Raw genomic sequence first — 18648 nt, forward strand, 5'->3', positions numbered from 1 at the left:
GGGTTTCCCCGAGTGGATGCGAACCGTTGACCCGGACAGGGTACGGGCCTAGGGTCAAACGCAGCATCATCGTGGATGTGGCAACAAAAACAAAGGAGTTTTTGTGACGACTGCTGCCTTTCAACAGCCGCTTGACCCGATTGCCGGTTCCCTGGCCCTTTCCGCCATCCTGGCCGCACTGCCGCTGCTGATCCTCTTTGTCCTGCTCGGGGTATTTCGAATGAAGGCCTATCAGGCGGCCCTGATCAGCCTCGCGCTGTCCATCATCCTCGCAGTGATCGGCTGGCAGATGCCGGTGGGGCAGGTCCTGTCGGCCACGGGTCTGGGCGCGTTCTACGCCATCTTTCCCATCCTCTGGATCCTGATCAATGCCTTGTGGATCTACAAACTCACCGTGGCAACACCCTGGTTCGAGGTCCTGGGCCGCACCATCCGCTCCATTTCCGATGATCTGCGCATCCTGTCCATCCTGATCGCCTTCTGCTTCGGCGCGCTGCTGGAATCCCTGGCAGGTTTCGGTGCGCCGGTGGCCATCGCGGCTGCCATGCTGATGGCAGCCGGAATGAAGCCGTTGAAATCCGCCATGGTGGCGCTGCTGGCCAACACTGCGCCGGTGGCCTTCGGCGCGATGGCCGCGCCCATCATTGCGCTGAACGGCGTCACCGGCATCCCGCTGCAGGAACTTGCCTCCATGACCGGACGGCAGACGCCGTTCATTGCCCTGGTGGTTCCGTTGATCCTGGTTTTCCTGGTGGACGGCAAGCGCGGCCTGCGGCAGACGTGGCCGGTGGCGCTGGTCGCCGGGGCCGCCTTCGGCCTGGCGCAGTTTGTCGCGTCGAACTACTTCATCGTGGAACTGACCGACGTTGTTGCCGCCGTGGTGACCGTGATCGCGGTGCTGCTGATGCTCCGTGTCTGGCAGCCGGCGGAGATTATCGGCATGACCGGGGAGACCCGGGAAAGCGAAAAGGCGGGGGAAGCTGCCTCCCTTACGGAAGCAGGATCCGCCGGAGCTGACAGTCGGACCGGAACGGACACCCTCACCGGATCCGGGCGCGGTACAGGGGCGGGGTCCGGAACGGGGCGGATGTCCGGAGGAGCCACAGCAGTGGGGGGCGGCGATGCTGAAAGGCCGGCCGGAGGCGCCGCCGGACCGGGCACCCCGCAGACGGGGCGGCCGCCGCGCCATGACGTCTGGATGGCCATTGCCCCCTACCTGGTGATCATTACCGTGTTCTCCATCGCCCAGATCCCCGCGGTCAAGACCTGGCTGACCAGCATCGGGAGCACCACCTTCCTGTGGCCGGGCCTGGATGTCACCGGATCCAACGGCAAGCCGGTAGCGGCCCAGACGCTGCGCTTTGACCACATCCGCGCCACCGGAACACTGCTGCTTTTCTCCGGAATCGTGACCATGGTGCTGTACCGGATCGCACCGCGCCGCGGTGTCCGCGTCTACGGGGAAACACTTATGCAGCTGCGCTGGACTATCCTGACGGTTTGCTCCGTGCTGGCACTGTCCTTTGTGATGAACCTGTCCGGGCAGACCACCACCCTCGGCGTTGCCCTGGCCTCCGCCGGCGGTTTCTTCGCGCTGCTCTCACCGCTGCTGGGCTGGATCGGGGTGGCCCTCACGGGTTCCGATACGTCGTCGAATTCCCTCTTCGGCGCCCTGCAGGTTGCTGCCGCGAATGAAACCGGGCTTTCGCCCACCCTGATGGCAGCGGCCAATTCCTCCGCCGGAGTGATGGGCAAGATGCTCTCGCTGCAGAACCTGGCTATCGCCTCCGCTGCCGTCGGGCTCGAAGGGGCGGAAGGGACGCTGCTGCGCAAACTCATCGGGTGGAGTCTTGGCCTGCTGGCGTTCATCACGGTGCTGATCTGGCTGCAGTCCACCTCGATCCTGGGGTGGATGGTCCCGTAGCCCCGAGCCGCCCTTCGTTTACCGGCGGCGCCCACGCGTCCCGAACTGCGTTTCCGAACTACAAGGAGAAATTCCGTGAGCACGCACTCCCTCGATCCCGTTTCCGCCGACGTCGCCGCCGCTCCGGAGCGTACCGTCCTCAGCGGTTTCCCCTCCGTCTCCTTCCTGGAGGCGGACCGGCAGCGGGTGAGTACCGACCGCTCCGGTTTCGTTCCGGACTCGCTGCCGGACGGTGTGGTGTTCGCCCGGACGCCGGACGACGTCGTCACCACCCTCCGGATGGCTTCGGAACACCGCATCCCGGTGGTTCCGCGCGGCGCCGGCACCGGCCTGGCGGCGGCGTCGTCCTCCCGTGCCGGTGAGCTGGTCCTGGATGTCTCGGGCATGAACCGGATCCTGCGCATCGACCCGCAGGAACAGCTGGCCGTGGTGGAACCCGGGGTGTTGAACGCGGACCTCAACGCTGCGGCCGCTGAATACGGACTGTTCTACGCTCCGGACCCGGCGAGCACGGCCATCTGCAGCATCGGAGGCAACATCGCCACCAATGCGGGAGGCATGCGCTGCGCCAAGTACGGCGTCACCCGGGAATCCGTGCTGGCCCTTCGGGTGATCCTGGCGGACGGCCGGGAACTGCGCACCGGGCGGGAAACCATCAAGGGCGTCAGCGGGTATGACCTCAATGCCCTGATGATCGGCTCGGAGGGGACCCTCGGCGTGGTGGTTGAAGCCACCCTCCGGCTGCGCCCGATGCCGGTGCACACCGCCACGGTGGCAGCGTTCTTCCCCGATGTCACCACGGCAGCCAGGGCCGCCTCCGCCGTCGTCGCCGCCCGGATCCAGCCCTCGGTGATGGAACTGATGGACGGGCCCACGCTGGAAGCCGTGGACATGGCCATGGGCACCGGTTACCGGTCCAAGGGCGGAGCGTTCCTGCTGGTGCAGACGGACGGGTTCGGAGCGTTCCTTGAGCAGGAAGTAGTGATGGATGTCCTGGAACCCCTGGGCAGCTGCGAGAAGGCCGTGGATGACGAGCACGCCGCCGCGCTGCTGACCGCGCGCCGGGAAGCCATCCCCTCACTGGAAAAGCTGGGGCGGGTATCCATCGGCGACATCGGTGTTCCCCGGGGCAGGCTGGCGGAAGTGGTGAGCGGGCTCGAAGAAATCTCGGCGCGCACCGGGGTCCGCATCTTCACCATTGCGCATGCCTCGGACGGGAACCTGCACCCGATGATCGTGCTGGACCCGGAGGATTCAGTGACCTCCGGTCCGGCGAAAGCGGCGCTGGGGGAAATGTTCCATCTTGCGCACAAGCTGGGCGGCACCTTGACCGGCGAGCACGGGATCGGGCTGCTGAAGCGGGACTGGCTGGAGGAGGAGGTGGGCAAGGTGTCCCTGGAAGTCATGAACACCATCCGGACCGCCCTGGATCCATTGGGCATCCTCAACCCGGGCAAAGGGCTCTAGGAGCATCCAGGCCCGTTCCCTCTGCCGCGGGAGGCCGTTCCCTCTTAACCTTGGGAAGTAGGCGTCCCCGGCCTTGGGGAGCGTACCCGCAGGACCAACAGAAGAGGAGCGTGCCGTGCGCACAACTACCCTGGGAACCGGCGGACCCGAGGTCGGCGTCATCGGTCTGGGCTGTATGGGCATGAGTTATGCCTATGACATGGAGGCGAAGCGTGACGACGAGACATCGATTTCGGTGATCCGCGGCGCCATTGAACTCGGTGCCACCCTCATCGACACCGCCGATGTGTACGGCCCGTACACGAACGAGGAACTGGTGGGCCGGGCGCTGAAGGACGGCTACCGGGAGCGGGCGGTCCTGTCCACCAAAGTGGGCCTGGAAATCAGCACAGAGTCCCCGGCTGCCGGAACCATGCCGGGGCTGGCGAAGAACGGTTCTCCGGACCATATCCGCACGTCCATTGACGCCAGCCTGCGCCGGCTGGGCACGGACCACGTGGATCTCTATATTCTGCACCGGGTGGATCCGAACGTGCCGCTGGAGGAATCCTGGGCTGCCATGGCGCAGACCGTCCGCGACGGGAAGGCCCGCGCCATCGGTATTTCGGAGGCGAGCGTGGAGCAGATTGAACTGGCCCGGTCGGTGCATCCGGTGACGGCCGTCCAATCCGAGCTCTCGCTGTGGACCCGGGACCGGCTGGCCGACGTCGTGCCCTACTGCGAGGAGCACGGCATGGCGTTCCTGCCCTTCTCGCCGCTGGGCCGCGGTTTCCTCACGGGCCGGTTCACTTCCTTCGACCAGCTGCCTGCCGACGATATGCGCCGCCGGCTTCCCCGCTTCCAGCAGGAGAACCTCAAGGCGAACCTCGCCATTGTGCAGCGGGTCCGCGAGGTTGCCGAGCGGATCGGTGCCACGCCGTCGCAGGTGGCGCTGGCGTGGGTAGCGGCGCAGGGGCGGCGGGTCATTCCGATCCCGGGCACCAAAACGCCGAAGTATCTGCGGGAGAATGCGGCCGCCGGAGACCTGATGCTCAGTGATGAGGACCTGGCAATGCTCAACAATGCACCGCAGCCGGAGGGCGGCCGATACTAAGGCACCTTTCGGAACCGTTTGCACCCAGTGCAATCAGGTACGTACTGTAGAAGCGTGCAGATCACTGTTCCCTCTGAAGACCGCCGCAAGGCGCTCAAGGACCGCCACCGGCAGGCCATTGTGGCAGCCGCAGCGGCGCTCATGCATGACCGCCAGACCACGGACTTCACCGTGGATGAGCTGGCCCAGCGCGCCGAGGTTTCCCGCCGCACGGTGTTCAATCACTTCGGGTCCGTCCGGGACATCGTTTCCGAGGTGTGCAGCGACGTCCTCAGTGCCGCAGTCGAACGCCTGATTGCCGTTCCCGTGTCCGACGTCGGACGCCCGGGCATGTTCGAGGAAATCGCCGAAACCTTCAGGACTGCGGATCTGGTGGCACCCATGGCCTACCTGACCCGGCTGCTCGGCAACGGGCCTATTCCGTTGCCGGCCCAGGCCTCGGCGCACCCCATCGCCCTGCGCGCATTCACCGAACTCAGTGAACGGCTCTCAGCCGCCATGCTTACCCGCTATCCCGAAGCCGATCGGCTCAGTGTGCACCTGCTCGTGGGTGCTCTGACCAGCGGGCTGGGCGTGCTGTATCACCACTGGCACTGCGCCACCGGCGCCGTGGATACCTCCGAGTCCCGCCGGATCTGGGCAGAACTGCTGGACGCGCTCCTGGAAAAGGTGCGCTCGGGCTATGTCCCCGGCCCTGCTTCCCCTCATTCACTCCACCCGTAGTTTCCACCCAATCCCATATAAGGACAGACCCCCAAATGGCTGAATTCCTCTACCGCCTCGGAGCCGCGGCCGCCCGCCGCGCGAAAACCGTGCTCGCGGCATGGATCGGAGTGCTTGTGGTTGCCGGAGCGGCGTTTATGCTCTTCGGCGGCACGCTTGCGACCGGCTTCTCCATCCCGGACACCCCCACCACCCAGGTCACCAACCACCTGCAGGAGAAACTCCCTGCGGCTTCCGGCGGCTCCGGCTCGGTGGTGGTCCAGACTGAGGACGGCTCCGCCTTCACGGATGACCAGAAACAGGAAATTTCCGCCGTGATCGCCGAGGCATCGAACATCGACGGCGTGGAAACCGTGGTGGACCCGTTTGCCACCGAGGCGGACCGTGCCGCACAGGCCCAGCAGCTTCAGGACGGCCAGGCACAGGTTGATGCGGGCCGCACCCAGATTGAGCAGGGGCGTGCCCAGCTCGAGAGCGGCCAGGCCCAGCTCGATGCAGCCCGGCAGCAGGCCGAAGCGGGCGGTGCTCCGGCTCAAATGCTGGCCCAGCTCGATGCCCAGCAGGCCACCCTGGACGCCAGCCGCGCTGAGCTGGACGCCAAGAGTGCCGAACTGGAAGCCGGCGCCGTGCAGGCCGAACAGGGCGCTGCCCTGCTGGAGATGGCCACCGAGATCCGTACCGTCTCCGAGGACGGCAGTGCGGCAGTGGTCAACGTCGTCTTCAGCGAGACCCAGATGGAGGTCGAACAGGAAACCAAGGACGCCCTGGTCGCGGCCTTTGACAACGAGACGGTCGACGGCGTCAAGGTGGACTTCTCCTCGGAGGTATCCGCCGGCGTCCCCAGCATCCTGGGTGTCGGCGAGGTCGTAGGCCTCGCGGTTGCCGCCGTCGTTCTGGTGGTAATGCTGGGCACCTTCATCGGTGCCGGCCTGCCGCTGGTGACCGCATTGATCGGTGTGGGCATTGGTGCCGCGGGCGCCCTGGCCTTCTCCGGCGTCGTCGAAATGGCGTCCGTCACCCCCATCCTCGGCGTGATGCTCGGCCTGGCCGTGGGCATCGACTACGCCCTGTTCATCGTCAACCGGCACCGCCGCCAGCTGAAGGCCGGCTATGCAGTGGAGGAATCCATTGCCCTGGCCAACGGCACCTCCGGCAACGCAGTGGTGTTTGCCGGAGCCACGGTATTCATCGCCCTGCTGGCCCTGAACATCACCGGCATCCCCTTCCTGGGCCTGATGGGCACCGTGGGTGCGGCCTGCGTCGCCATTGCCGTCATGGTCGCCACCACACTGACTCCGGCCCTGCTCAAGCTGGCCGGCATGCGGATCCTCAGCCGCAAGGAGCGCGCGGCACATGAGAAGGACCACGGTGCCTCCGCCTCGGCCGGCAAGCCGGAATCCATTCCGGTGAAGCAGATGTCCACGCTGCGCGCCGTGCTCACCGTAGTGCTGTCCATCGCGGGGCTGCTGGTCATCGCCATTCCGGCGCTGGACCTGCGCACCAACCTGCCCGACGGGTCCTCCGAGGCCCACGACACCACCCAGTACCGGGCCTATGAAGCCGTCTCGCAGAAGTTCGGAGAGGGCCAGAACGGCTCCCTGCTGGTGGTCGCGGACCTGCCCGGCAACCCGAACGAGGAAGAAGCCCTGGTGGCGCAGGGCGAGATCGCCCGGACGCTGTTCGACCAGGACAACGTGGCGGCCGTAGCCCCCATCGGCTCCTCCGAGGACCGCACCGTCACCGCCTTCCAGGTCATCCCGTCCGAAGGTCCCACCAGCGAGTCCACCCAGGAACTGGTGCACACACTGCGGGACCTGTCACCGATCGACACCGACAACGGTGACGTGGAGCTGGGCGTGGCCGGTACGGCCAGCGGCAACATCGACATTTCCGAAAAGCTCTCCGAAGCGCTCCCCGTCTACCTGGGCGTAGTGGTGGGTCTGTCGCTGCTGATCCTGATCCTGGTCTTCCGGTCCATCTTTGTTCCGGTGATCGCGACGCTGGGCTTCATTCTGTCCTACTTCGCGGCCATCGGCGGCGTGGTGGCCATCTACCAGTGGGGCTGGCTGTCCGGCGTCTTCGGCGTGGAGACCCCGGGCCCGGTGCTGAACTTCCTGCCGACCATCCTGGTGGGCATCCTGTTCGGCCTGGCCATGGACTACATGCTCTTCCTGGGCTCCGGCATGCGCGAGGCCTTCGTGCATGGTTCCCCGGCCCGCGTGGCCGTGATGCAGGGCTTCCGGAACGGCCGCTCCGTGGTGACCGCTGCCGCGATCATCATGGTCTCCGTGTTCGGCGGGTTCATCTTCTCGCACAGCACCATGATCCGGCCCATCGGCTTCGCCCTGGCCTTCGGTGTCCTGGTGGACGCCTTTGTGGTGCGGATGCTGCTCATCCCGGCCCTGATGCACCTGGCCGGAGACAAGGCCTGGTGGCTGCCGAAGTGGCTGGACAAGATCCTGCCGGACGTCGACGTCGAGGGTGCGTCCCTGGAGCGGCGCCACCCGCACGCCGAGGATAACCACGCCGAGGTGGAGGAACCGGTCCGAAGCTAGCTTCCGGACATCCCCGCCAGTGGCAAACGGGCCGCCCTTCCTTCGCAGGAGGGCGGCCCGTTTCATTCCCGGTCGGGGCCGGAGGAATACCCGCTGTCCAATTCGGAATCTTGAGCCGGGCCAGATGCCTACGGATGCCGACGACGGACGCCGTCAGCGCGATGGCAAGGAGCGTCCACATGACGATCAGGAATTCCCCGGTGAGTCTCATGGCGGACAAGTTATCCCCGGGGGTGCCAACATACAACAGCTCCCCGGGCCGGGGAGGATGAAATCCGGCTTCCGGGGAGCAGCGTATTCCTGCCGGGCCTAGACCGACGGGGCCTGGGCTTCCGCAGAGGTGGTCCTGCGGGTCAGGAGCAGATAGGACGCAGCGGCGAGAACCAGGAAGCCGATCATGGCCACGCCCATCGGCACACCGGTCTCCTCACCCCAGAGGCCCACCAGCGGCGAGACGAGGGCGGCCAGCAGGAACTGCAGGGAACCCAGGAAGGCAGAACCCGTGCCGGCATGGTGGCCGGCTTCTTCCAGCGCCAGCACCGTGGCGTTGCCGAAGACCATGCCCATGGAGCCCTGGAACACGGCGAACAGCACCAGTGTGGGGACCATCGGGGTGCCGTTGGTGACCGAGATGAGCATGCCTGCGGCTGCCAGGAGCCCCGCCGCCAGGCCGATGGAGATCATGGTGCGGTAGGGGGCCTTGCCGGCGAGGGCTGCGGCGACGGCGCTCACGAGGGTGATGGCTACCGCGTTCATGGCGAAGATCAGCGAGAAACGGGTCTCGGACAGGCCGAGGATGTTCTGCACCACGAACGGCGAGGCGGCAATGTACGCGAAGAGGCCGGCGAAGGCGAAGCAGAAGGTCAGGAGGTAGCCGGTGTAATTGCGGTTGCGCAGGACAATGCCCGCCACCTGGAACGTGGTTTTGAGGCCGCCGCGGTTGCGGTCTTCGTCCTGCAAGGTCTCCCGAACGCCGAACAATGCGCCCAGGAACATCAGCAGCACCAGGATGGCCAGGACCCAGAACACGGTCCGCCAGCTGCCTGCGGACAGAATGGCGCCGCCGGCGAGCGGGCCGATGACCGGGGCGATGACGCTGATCATGGTCAGGACGCCCAGCAGCTTCGCGGCGGCCGGGCCGCGGGAGGTGTCGGAGACAATGGCGCGGGCCAGCACAATGCCGGCGGCACCGCCCAGGCCCTGCAGGAAGCGGGCTGCGGTGAGGATTTCCACGTTCGGCGCGACGGCGCAGATCACCGTCGCCACCAGGGCCACAAAGGAGCCGATCAGCAGGGGACGGCGGCGTCCAACGCCGTCGGAGAGCGGGCCGATCAGCAGCTGGCCCAAAGCCAGGCCCACCAGGAATGCGGTCATGGTGAGCTGGATGCCCGTGGCCGTGGTGTCCAGGTCTTCGGCCATATGCGGGAAGGCCGGCAGGTACATGTCGATGGACAGGGGGGCCACTGCGGTCAGCAGGGCCAGAATACCCGTCAGCATGGCCCCGGCGGGCCGCTTAACCGGCGGCTTGGCGGGTGGAGCGGAGAGCGAAGTGCTCGTCATGAATAAACCTTCTTCTAAGACCGTAAGAGTGCCGAGCGAGCATAGCATATGTAAACATATATATGTCAAGATATGCGTTAGGATGGTGGGCATGAGCAACGACGGCGTGCCCGCGGCACAGCGTGAACTGGCGGACCTGTTGCGGGACTTGTCGTGGAACGTCCACCGCAAGGCGCCGGACATCACCGGCATGGATCCGCTTCCGGCCACTGATCTGGCCGTGCTCAAGCACGTACTCGATGCTCCGGGCCTGACCGTGACCGAACTGGCGCGGGTGATGGGGTTGAAGCAGAGCAACGCCAGTGCCGCAGTGCGGAACCTGACCGAGCGGGGTTTGCTTACCCGTTCCAGCAGCCCCACGGACCGTCGGGTCAGCCATCTGGAGCCCACGGAGGAAGCCCGCGCACAGAACGAGAGCATCGCCGCCGCCTGGGCCGGGCCCATCCGCGCCGGTATCGCGCAGTTGGACGAAGAGCAGCGGGAGGCACTGGAAGCGGCCGGTGACGCGTTGGCCGCCCTCAGCCGCCTGCTTCAGGTCCGGGGCTGACCACACAAAACCCCCGTGACGAACGGCTGCGGTTGCCCTACTCTTCCTGCCATGGCTATTGCACGCGTTCCCAACACTGTTATCGACTGCCCGGATCCTGCAGCACTCGCGGGCTTCTACGGCGCCCTCCTCGACTGGAAGGTGAAGGTGGATGACCACGGCTGGGCCGATATCACGGACACCACCGGCCAGCGGTTCGCGTTCCAGCGAGTGGAGAATTACACACCGCCCGCGTGGCCGGACCAGAACGTTCCCCAGCAAATGCACATCGACATGGACGTGGATGACCTGGATGAGGGGGAAGCGGCGGTGCTCCTGCTTGGGGCCACCAAGCATCCGCACCAGCCGGGCACCAGCTTCCGGGTGTTCCTGGACCCTGCCGGCCATCCGTTCTGCCTCTGCCAGTCCTAGCCGCACTCCCTCGCCGTCCACGGAGTCCGAGGAGCCATTGTGTCCGGCATTAAAGCGCCCTAGGCTTCCGGCCATGGCTATCGCGCGCAATCCCACCACTGTCCTCGACTGCCCGGACCCAGTTGCCCTCGCCACCTTCTACGGTGCCCTCCTTGAGTGGAAGGTGAACCTCCACGAGGATCAGCCCTACGGCAACTGGACAGATGTCTCCGACGTCACCGGGCGGCGCTACTGCTTCCAGCACGTGGAGAATTACACTCCGCCGGTCTGGCCGGACCAGGATGTTCCCCAGCAAATGCACATCGACGTTGATGTGGATGACCTGGATGAGGCGGAAGCGGCGGTGCTGGCCCTCGGTGCAACCAAGCACGCGTACCAGCCGGGCGAAACCTTCCGGGTCTTCCTGGATCCGGCGGGCCACCCGTTCTGCCTCTGCCGGGACTAACGCACTGCTGCAGGCATGCCATCCTCTGCGGCTGCAGTGTGCGCGGCCAGGCGGGCGAAGGCCCCGCCGGCGGCTTTCAGCTCGGCAGGTGTGCCGCGCTCGATGACGCGGCCGGCGTCGAGCACCACCACCTGGTCCGCGTTTTCGACGGTGGACAGCCGGTGTGCGATGGTCAGGGTGGTCCGCCCGGCGGACAGGTGCTCAAGCGCGGCCTGAACCTGGGCCTCGGTGGTGTTGTCCAGCGCCGAGGTGGCTTCATCCAGCACCAACACAGGCGGATTGCGCAGGATGGTCCGCGCAATCGCCAGGCGCTGCTGCTCGCCGCCGGAGAAACGGTGACCGCGCGCGCCCACCATGGTGTCCAGTCCCTCGGGCAGGGAACCGACGGTGTCGGCCATCTGTGCAGCAGCGAGTGCGGACCACAGACGCCCGTCGCCCGCCTCCGGATCGGCCAGCAGCAGGTTCTCGCGGATGGTCGCGTGGATCAGGTAGGTCTCCTGCGAGACGACGCCGACAATCCGGGCCAGGTCCTCGGGTGCCAGGTCGCGTACATCCACCCCGTCAATGCTCACGCGCCCCGACCCGGTGTCATTGAGCCGCGGCAGCAGGGACGCGAGGGTGCTCTTGCCGGAGCCGGTGGGGCCGACGACGGCGGTGGCGGTGCCTGCGGGCAGCGCCAGATCGATGCCGTGGAGGACTTCGGTGCCGTCGTCGTACGCAAAGTGCACGTTCTCGAACCGCACGTCGCCGCGGACGGCAGCCGGGTCCAGGCGGACCGGATTGGCGGCCGGGCGGATTTCCGGCTCGAGGTCCAGGTATTCGAAGATCCGGCTGAAGAAGGCCAGCGCGGTCACCCACTGCACGCCAATGTTCAGCAGGCCCATGACCGGCCGGAAGATGCCGGCCTGCAGCCCGGTGAAGGCCACCAGGGTGCCGATGGTCATGCCGCCGCTGGTGGCCGGGAATCCGGCGGCCAGGTAAATGACGGCCGGGATGGCTGCAAAGACAATCTGCATGGTCGCCATCCGCCACCGGCCGGCCAACTGGCTGCGCAGCTCCAGCCCCACCAGGGTTTCGGAGCGGGCGCGGAACCGTTCCGCGTCGCGCGGGACGGTGCCCAGTGTTTTGGCCAGCCGGACGCCCGAAACTGAAAGCCCCTCCTCCACCTGGGTATGCAGGGCGGCGAGTTCACGCTGGCGTTCATCGGTGACATCGCGCCGGATGATTGCCACGCGGCGGGAGAGCCAGATGGCGGGCGGCAGGACAACCAGTGAAATGAGGGTGAGCCCGGGGGACAGTGCCACCATGGCCACGGCGGTGGCGACCGCCGTCGTGAGGTTCGATGCGACGCCCGTAGCGGTGGTGGTGACCACGGACTGCATGCCGGAGATGTCATGCGTGAGCCGCGACTGCACCTCTCCCCCGCGGGTGCGGGTGAAAAAGCCCAATGACTGGGCCTGCAGATGCGTAAACAACCGGACCCGCAGGGTGTGCATCACGCGCTGGCCCATACCGGTGGCCATCCAGGTCTGGACGACGCCGATGGCGGCGGTCAGTGCCGCCACACCCACCATCGATGCCGTGAGGAACAGCAGCAGGCGGGTGTTGCCGTGGGGCAGCGCATCATCAATCACCGCCCGGACCAGGAACGGCTGGGCCAGGCCGACCACGGATGAGGCGGTGATCAGCAGAACGACGACGGCGATGGTCCCCTTGTGCGGGGCGAACAGCGCGGCGATGCGCCGCAGCTGAACCGGATGCCGGTTCAGCTGTTTTTGGTCGGCGGGATTCAGTTTCGCGGGGCCGCGGCCGCCGCCTGGTCCTCTGCCGCTTCCGGGGCCCTGAGGGGCCGCGTCGGGAATAGCCATGGTTCCTCCTGTGCTGCCCGAGATGCGAATCGGCAGCTATTGCAGAGGTTACCTCATTATGTGGCTACCTGCGAAATGGGTACACTGTAGGCATGACGACGACCGATCCCGCAGCCCTCGGGGAACTGATGCATACCGCGTTCCGTGGACTGCGGAAACGCTGGATGCAGCAGTTGGCCCCCTATGAGCTGACCCCGCACCAGTTCCGGGCGATGGGTGCCGTGGCGCGGGCCGGGCACCAGGGCAGTGCGTCCGGCCCGGGATGCGGGACCGGGCTCCGGCTGAAGGAACTGGCTCAGCGGCTGAATATTGCGCCGAGGTCCGCCACGGAGGTGGTGGACCAGTTGGAAGCCAAGGGTTTGGTGGAGCGCCGGACCCATCCGGCGGACCGGCGTGCCATGCTGCTGACCCTGACCGAAGCGGGGGAGCGCCTGCGGGAGGCGGTGCTTTCAGACCGGTCGCGCGAGGCCGGCGAGTACTTCTCCGTCCTGCCGGACGAGGACAGGGCGGAGCTGGCGCGGATCCTCGGGGACCTGGCTGCAGAGCGGGAGTGACGCGCCGCAGCCAGCGGCTCAAACAGGAGCGGCCCTTGAGCCGATCCTGACCGGATCTTGAGGACGGCTTGAGGCTGGGCTGAGGCCGGCTTGAGGGGGTCATGCGACGATCGGGGGCCGTGGGAAGTAGAGACCTCACGGATTAGCGGTGCCGCTACGGTGTCGCGCAGGAAGGGCTCCGCCTGAGAAACGCAGCCCTTCCTGCAAAGCCCGTTTCCAGGGCCGGGGCGCTGTCTCCCCTGGTATTTCGGATGACCCGCAGCGGAATTCCCGATGCATGCAAACGGATTGATTTCTTTCCCGGTGCCATGCTCTGTTAGATTGCCCCCGGGGAATCAATGGAATTTCTTGCGCACAGCCTCTGCCGGCCCTCTCACCGGCGGTATTTAGTCTCAACCTAAGGTCTCTACATATATGCGTACCGAAACTCGCATTTCACCTACCTCAGGCAGCTTCGGAGCCGGCCTGGGCCGGCCGCCCTCCCTCGGTTCTGCAGGACTATTCGCCGCCGGAGCGGAGCAAAAGACTCAGCCCACCGCCGTTTGCCGTTGAGCTGACCGGGGACCCGCTGACACCGGCGGGCACCCATCCGCGGCCTTTGCCGCAGCACCCTTTTCCTCATGGGCGATAGCCCTTTTACGGCGCGCCGCGCAGAGACGCTGCGTCGTCTCGCCCGGCTAACGCCTCGGCTTTATGCGAATACCGAAGATCAGTGGCCGGAACATACCGAAAGCAGGTGCAGGATGAATGTGCAGACAGTAATTCAGCGCAACAACGTCCGAACGCTGGGGCCCATTGACGGACCGGTTCTGGTGTTGGTGCAGGGCTTCGGATGTGACCAGATCATTTGGAACCGGATCCTGCCGTACTTGACGGACAGTTTCCGAGTGGTGCTGTTTGACCACGTGGGCACGGGCGGAGCGGACCCGGAGGCCTACGACGCGGCCAGATATGCCTCATTGGACGGGTATATGGGAGACCTGGCCGAGATCGTGGAGGCACTGGACCTGCGCGATGCCACCGTGGTGGGGCACAGCGTCGCCGGCATGATGGCACTGGCAGCGTCCGTGAATAACCCCCGGATAGCGCGGCTGGTGCTGCTGTGCACCTCGGCCTGCTACTTGAATGACGAAGAATACGTTGGTGGATTCCGGTCCGAAGACATCGAGAGTCTCCTGAATACGGTGGCCTCCAATTATCCGCTGTGGGTAAGCCGGATTGCCCCGGCGATCGCCGGCGAGAATGGGGACGCTGCGATAACCGATGAACTTGAGGAGAATATCTGCCGGCTGAACCCCTCATATGTCCATGACTTCCTGCAAATGTCCTTCCGCACGGATATCCGGCAGCTGCTGCCCCGGGTGCAGGTGCCGACGCTGATCCTGAATGCCCAGAGCGACCCGCTGACGCCGGAATCGGCGACGGCATTCCTGCACCGGAACCTCCCGCAGAGCACCCGCGTTGATCTGCGGACCCGGGGAACCATGCCGCACCTGAGCTCGCCCGGGGAAACGGCTGAGGCCATCGTCCAGTACTTGTCGGCGGTTACCCATGCCTAACGTTTCCGCGGAAAACCAGAGCGGGGAAGGGGACACCCCGCCGTCGACTTATGAGGCGCACTTCCATGCAGCTGCCTCGGGATATCTCGTCCTCTCCATGGACGGTACGATCCTCGATGTTAACCGCACATTAGCCGGCTGGACGGGGCATTTGCGGGAAGGGCTGCTGGGCACCAACATTGTTGAGCTGATGCCGTTGGCTGACCGCGTGCTTTTCGCTTCCTACGCCGTCCCGCAGCTGGCCATAGCGGGATGCTTCACCGAAATGGCAGTGGATCTGCTTTGCGCGGACGGGAGCCGGATAGCGGTTCTCCTCTCCGGTGTCCGCTCCGCCGGTTCCGACCCCGGTTCCGGCCTGGACCGGATTTCCGTCTTCAACGCTTCGAAGCGGACGCTTCATGAGCGTGAGCTTGTGGAAGCGCTGAGGAAGGCAGAAGCCGCGGAAGCCGCCCGGGCGGCAGCGGAGGAGGAACTTCGGCAAAAGCAGAAAGCCCTGGAGGAAAAGGACCGCGTCCTGCAGGCCAGCCTCGCGCTGAGCCGGGAACGCGAAGCCTTGTTGAACACGGTGGTGAATGCCGTGGACGTGGGCCTGCTGGTGGTGGATACCGAGGGCCAGGTGGTGCTAACCAACGCCCACCTGATGTCGGCCTGGCAGAAGGTCATGGGAAATGTGGCCCTGAGCGGGGAACATCTGACGTTCGGCCCGGACCGCGTCACGCTCCTCTCTGAGGATGAGAATCCGGTCCGGCGGGCCGTGGCGGGGGAGTCCTTCTCAAACCAGCTGGTTTGGTTCGGAGCCCCCGGCGACGCAAACCAGCTGGCCCTCAACGTCTCGGCCAGGCCGATCAGGGCAGACGGGGTATTCTCCGGATCGGTGATCGCCTACACGGATGTCAGTGCGCTGGTCCATGCCCTCTCGGCGCAGGAAGAGTTCGTGGCCAACGTTTCCCATGAACTGCGCACCCCGCTGACGTCAATCATGGGCTACCTCGACCTCGCGCTGGACGAGGAGGACCTGCCCCCCGCGGTGAGCGGTGCACTCAAGGTCGCGGTCCGCAACTCGGAACGGCTGCTTTCCCTCGTCTCAGATCTGCTCTCCGTTGCGTCCGGATCCAAGAAGATGGAAGTCCGGCCGGTGAACGTGGCGGAAATCGTGCGGGCCGGCCTCACCTCGGTTGGACCGAAGGCGAAGGCCAACGCGGTGGATCTGGTGCCGGAGATTCCCTCCGAGCTGGTCGCGAAGGCCGATCCCCAGCGCCTGGCACAGGTTGTGGATAACCTGCTGTCCAACGCAGTGAAATATTCACCGGACGGGGGGATCGTGCGGGTCCGGTTGTGGCGGGAGGGCCAAGACGTCCGGCTTCAGGTCAGCGATACCGGAATGGGCATGAGCGCGGAGGAGCAGGAGAAGGTTTTCACCAAGTTCTTCCGCTCCCGCCGGGCAGTCGCTTCGGCAGTTCCCGGTGTCGGACTGGGTCTGGTGATAACCAAGAACATTGTTGAATCCCACGGAGGAACGCTGACCTTCAACAGCAGCCCCGGGCAGGGAAGCGAGTTCACGGTATCCCTGCCCGGGGCTGCGCGGGAGGCAGTCAGCCCCGCTCATTGAGTTTGTGCAGCAGGTCCGAGAGGTTCCGAAGCTCTGCCGGAGTCCAGTTTCCCAACCGCTCCCGCAGCCGGGTCCGCTTGGCTGTATGGGCTCCTTCGAAGCGGGCGCGGCCCTCGGCGGTCAAATCCAGCAACTGGACCCGACCGTCGGAGGGATCGGTCCGGCGGACCACCAGGCCCAGGGCTTCCAGCTGCGACACCGTTCGGCTGAGCAGCGCCTTATCCACCTGAAGGGCCTCGGCGACGCTGCCCTGCTGGCACTCGCCTCCCCGGTGCAGCGTCATGAGGACTGTGAACCCCAGCGGCTGCAGGGCGGGATGGACGGCTACGGCGGCGGTTTTGACGGACCGCCGGGCGGCAGCCAGCATCACGGAGAACTGGTGTTCCACCTCCCCGACCGCGGATTCGAAGGTGGTGTCCTCAAACTCCCCGGACGTCGGCGCCGGCACGCTAACCGTTGTCCTTTCCGGAGGGAACATCCCTTCCGGACGGAACCTCGGGACTCTGCCCGGCAGCTTCTTCGGATACAGCGGCCACCGTTTCCGCGCCGCCGGCAGGGGCCGCGGCGGATTCCTCCGCCTGCATCTTCTCGTGCCGCGTCATGCTGCCCAGCGGCAGGTTCGGCAGGAACAGCACAGCCAGCAGCGTCAGGAGCCCCAGCGGTGCGGCGACGAGGAAGATGTGCGCCACGGAGGAGCCGTACACGGATTCCACTATGAGGCGCACCGATTCCGGCAGCGAGTTCACATTCGGAATCGTGCCGGAGGCCAGGGAGGCAGCCGCGTCCTGGCCCTCCGCGCCGAGGGCGGTAATGGCGGCCAGCAGCTCGCCCTGTTTCTCCGCCAGCCGGTCGGTCACCTGGGTGGCCAGCACCGCGCCGAGCGCCGAAACACCGACGGTGCCGCCGATGGTGCGGAAGAAGTTGATGCTAGAGCTGGCGACGCCCAGGTCCCGGGTGGGAACGTCGTTCTGCACTACGAGCACCAGGTTCTGCATGACCATACCCACGCCGGCGCCCAACAGGAACATGTACAGGGAGACCAGCCAGAAGGCGGTGTCGTATTCAATGGTGCCCATCAGGACCAGGCCCACGGTCAGCAGCACCGATCCGATCACCACGTAGGCCTTCCACTTCCCGCTCTTGGTGATCCACCTGCCCACGAGAGTGGAGATGATCAGCAGGCCGGCCATCATCGGAATGGTCATCAGCCCGGACATAGTTGCGGACGCGCCGCGGGCCAGCTGCATGTACTGGGACAGGAACACCGTGGTGCCGAACATGGCAACGCCGACGGAGAGGGAACCGATCACCGAGAACGTGAAGGTCCGGTTGCGGAACAGGGTCAGCGGGATCAGCGGTTCGGGCGCCTTCAGCTCAACGAACACGAACGCGGCCAGGCCCAGCAGCGAACCTCCCACCATCCACGCGGTGGCGGCGCTGGCCCAGCCGAAGTCGGAACCGACCAGGGAGACCCAGATGAGCAGGCAGGACACGGAGGCCGAGAGCAGCACGATGCCGGCGTAATCGATCTGCACGGTGCGCTTCTTCAGCGGCGGCAGGTGCAGGGTCTTCTGGATCATGAACAGGGCGACGGCCGCCAGCGGCACCGCCACGTAGAAGTTCCAGCGCCAGTTGACGGTGTCCGTGATGACGCCGCCGATCAGCGGACCACCCACTGTGGACAGGGCCATGACGGCACCGAACAGGCCCATGTAGCGGCCGCGTTCACGCGGGGAAATGATGTCCGCCATCACAATCTGGGTCAGGGCGCCGAGGCCGCCGGCACCAATGCCCTGGATCACGCGCATGGCAATCAGCCAGTCGGTGTTGTGGGCGAAACCGGCCGCGGCACTGGCCACAATGAAGATGATCAGGGCCAGCTGGATCAGGACCTTGCGGTTGAGCAGATCAGCGAGCTTGCCCCAGACGGGGGTGGACACCGCTGTGGCCAGCAGGGTGGCGGTGACCACCCAGGTGAAGGCGGCCTGGTCGCCGTCGAGATCGGAAATGATCACCGGCAGCGAGGTGCTGACCACCGTGTTGGCCAGCATAGAGACGAACATTCCCAGCAACAGGCCGGTCAGGGCCTGGAGGACGGCACGGTGCTTGCGTTTGGCTTCCTCCCGCACCTCGGCTCGAGTGGTCGGGGAAACGCCCTGCCGGGCAGGGGAAACGGACATGCGGAACTCCAAATAGCTGACTTAGGTCAATGGTTGATATATATCAACGTTACGTCCGCGTTTTGCGCCGTCCCGCCGATATGGTCCCGCCCGTGATGCATCTCATGTGGATGGGTGGCAGGGTTGACGATTCACTGCCCGATTTGAGGCACA

The 18648-nt window shown here is 65.8% G+C and carries 15 protein-coding genes; 11 read left to right on the forward strand and 4 right to left on the reverse strand.

The window, feature by feature from the left end; genetic code table 11:
* Positions 1-103 precede the first annotated feature (103 nt).
* The 5 genes from GD627_RS01800 to GD627_RS01820 all read left to right on the forward strand — a co-directional run bounded on the left by GD627_RS01800 (position 104) and on the right by GD627_RS01820 (position 7762).
* The gene (locus tag GD627_RS01800; RefSeq protein ID WP_152271109.1) at positions 104-1924 is read left to right on the forward strand and encodes an L-lactate permease; all 1821 of its coding nucleotides are present in this window, start codon (positions 104-106) and stop codon (positions 1922-1924) included.
* Positions 1925-1999: 75 nt separating this feature from the next.
* Entirely contained in the window at positions 2000-3391 is a 1392-nt protein-coding gene (locus tag GD627_RS01805; protein ID WP_210250436.1) for an FAD-binding oxidoreductase, read from the forward strand.
* A 115-nt stretch (positions 3392-3506) separates the two neighbouring features.
* Complete coding sequence (locus tag GD627_RS01810; RefSeq protein WP_194265924.1) at positions 3507-4484, forward strand: aldo/keto reductase; 978 nt, start codon at positions 3507-3509, stop codon at positions 4482-4484.
* 54 nt (positions 4485-4538) lie between these two features.
* On the forward strand, positions 4539-5207 hold the full coding sequence (locus tag GD627_RS01815) for a TetR/AcrR family transcriptional regulator (protein ID WP_246165259.1): 669 nt from the start codon (positions 4539-4541) through the stop codon (positions 5205-5207).
* 35 nt (positions 5208-5242) lie between these two features.
* Positions 5243-7762, forward strand: coding sequence for an MMPL family transporter (locus GD627_RS01820; protein ID WP_152271110.1), 2520 nt, complete (start codon positions 5243-5245; stop codon positions 7760-7762).
* Positions 7763-8071: 309 nt separating this feature from the next.
* Here the strand turns inward: GD627_RS01820 and GD627_RS01825 are convergent, their stop codons facing one another.
* Entirely contained in the window at positions 8072-9322 is a 1251-nt protein-coding gene (locus tag GD627_RS01825) for a multidrug effflux MFS transporter (RefSeq protein WP_152271111.1), read from the reverse strand.
* Between the two features lie 91 nt (positions 9323-9413).
* On the opposite strand from GD627_RS01825, the gene GD627_RS01830 reads away from it, so the two are divergent.
* From GD627_RS01830 to GD627_RS01840, 3 genes are all read left to right on the forward strand, one after another.
* The gene (locus tag GD627_RS01830; RefSeq protein ID WP_152271112.1) at positions 9414-9869 is read left to right on the forward strand and encodes a MarR family winged helix-turn-helix transcriptional regulator; all 456 of its coding nucleotides are present in this window, start codon (positions 9414-9416) and stop codon (positions 9867-9869) included.
* Between the two features lie 51 nt (positions 9870-9920).
* Positions 9921-10280 (forward strand): VOC family protein, encoded by a 360-nt coding sequence (locus tag GD627_RS01835; RefSeq protein WP_152271113.1) that lies wholly within the window; start codon positions 9921-9923, stop codon positions 10278-10280.
* Between the two features lie 73 nt (positions 10281-10353).
* On the forward strand, positions 10354-10725 hold the full coding sequence (locus tag GD627_RS01840) for a VOC family protein (protein ID WP_152271114.1): 372 nt from the start codon (positions 10354-10356) through the stop codon (positions 10723-10725).
* Here GD627_RS01840 and GD627_RS01845 read toward each other — a convergent pair.
* Positions 10722-12593, reverse strand: a complete 1872-nt coding sequence (locus GD627_RS01845) for an ABC transporter ATP-binding protein (RefSeq protein ID WP_152271115.1) — start codon at positions 12591-12593, stop codon at positions 10722-10724. The genes GD627_RS01840 and GD627_RS01845 overlap by 4 nt on opposite strands.
* A 92-nt stretch (positions 12594-12685) precedes the next feature.
* Between GD627_RS01845 and GD627_RS01850 the strand changes: the two genes are divergently transcribed.
* From GD627_RS01850 to GD627_RS01860, 3 genes are all read left to right on the forward strand, one after another.
* On the forward strand, positions 12686-13147 hold the full coding sequence (locus GD627_RS01850; RefSeq protein WP_152271116.1) for a MarR family winged helix-turn-helix transcriptional regulator: 462 nt from the start codon (positions 12686-12688) through the stop codon (positions 13145-13147).
* A 749-nt stretch (positions 13148-13896) separates the two neighbouring features.
* The gene (locus GD627_RS01855; RefSeq protein ID WP_194265925.1) at positions 13897-14706 is read left to right on the forward strand and encodes an alpha/beta fold hydrolase; all 810 of its coding nucleotides are present in this window, start codon (positions 13897-13899) and stop codon (positions 14704-14706) included.
* Positions 14699-16315 (forward strand): PAS domain-containing sensor histidine kinase, encoded by a 1617-nt coding sequence (locus tag GD627_RS01860; RefSeq protein WP_152271118.1) that lies wholly within the window; start codon positions 14699-14701, stop codon positions 16313-16315. Before GD627_RS01855 ends, GD627_RS01860 begins: the two co-directional genes overlap by 8 nt.
* Here GD627_RS01860 and GD627_RS01865 read toward each other — a convergent pair.
* The gene (locus GD627_RS01865) at positions 16299-16763 is read right to left on the reverse strand and encodes a MarR family winged helix-turn-helix transcriptional regulator (RefSeq protein ID WP_194265926.1); all 465 of its coding nucleotides are present in this window, start codon (positions 16761-16763) and stop codon (positions 16299-16301) included. The two genes, GD627_RS01860 and GD627_RS01865, sit on opposite strands and share 17 nt — an antisense overlap.
* Position 16764: 1 nt before the next feature.
* On the reverse strand, positions 16765-18495 hold the full coding sequence (locus tag GD627_RS01870; protein WP_152271120.1) for an MDR family MFS transporter: 1731 nt from the start codon (positions 18493-18495) through the stop codon (positions 16765-16767).
* Positions 18496-18648 lie beyond the last annotated feature (153 nt).

The organism is Arthrobacter yangruifuii (genome assembly GCF_009192775.1).
In the GTDB taxonomy this organism is placed as follows: domain Bacteria; phylum Actinomycetota; class Actinomycetes; order Actinomycetales; family Micrococcaceae; genus Arthrobacter_B; species Arthrobacter_B yangruifuii.

Coding starts and splice junctions, on each gene's coding strand:
- GD627_RS01835 (WP_152271113.1), top strand. CDS start 9,921: ATGGCTATTGCACGCGTTCCCAACACTGTTATCGACTGCCCGGATCCT.
- GD627_RS01860 (WP_152271118.1), top strand. CDS start 14,699: ATGCCTAACGTTTCCGCGGAAAACCAGAGCGGGGAAGGGGACACCCCG.
- GD627_RS01845 (WP_152271115.1), bottom strand. CDS start 12,593: ATGGCTATTCCCGACGCGGCCCCTCAGGGCCCCGGAAGCGGCAGAGGA.
- GD627_RS01840 (WP_152271114.1), top strand. CDS start 10,354: ATGGCTATCGCGCGCAATCCCACCACTGTCCTCGACTGCCCGGACCCA.
- GD627_RS01820 (WP_152271110.1), top strand. CDS start 5,243: ATGGCTGAATTCCTCTACCGCCTCGGAGCCGCGGCCGCCCGCCGCGCG.
- GD627_RS01850 (WP_152271116.1), top strand. CDS start 12,686: ATGACGACGACCGATCCCGCAGCCCTCGGGGAACTGATGCATACCGCG.
- GD627_RS01830 (WP_152271112.1), top strand. CDS start 9,414: ATGAGCAACGACGGCGTGCCCGCGGCACAGCGTGAACTGGCGGACCTG.
- GD627_RS01870 (WP_152271120.1), bottom strand. CDS start 18,495: ATGTCCGTTTCCCCTGCCCGGCAGGGCGTTTCCCCGACCACTCGAGCC.
- GD627_RS01825 (WP_152271111.1), bottom strand. CDS start 9,322: ATGACGAGCACTTCGCTCTCCGCTCCACCCGCCAAGCCGCCGGTTAAG.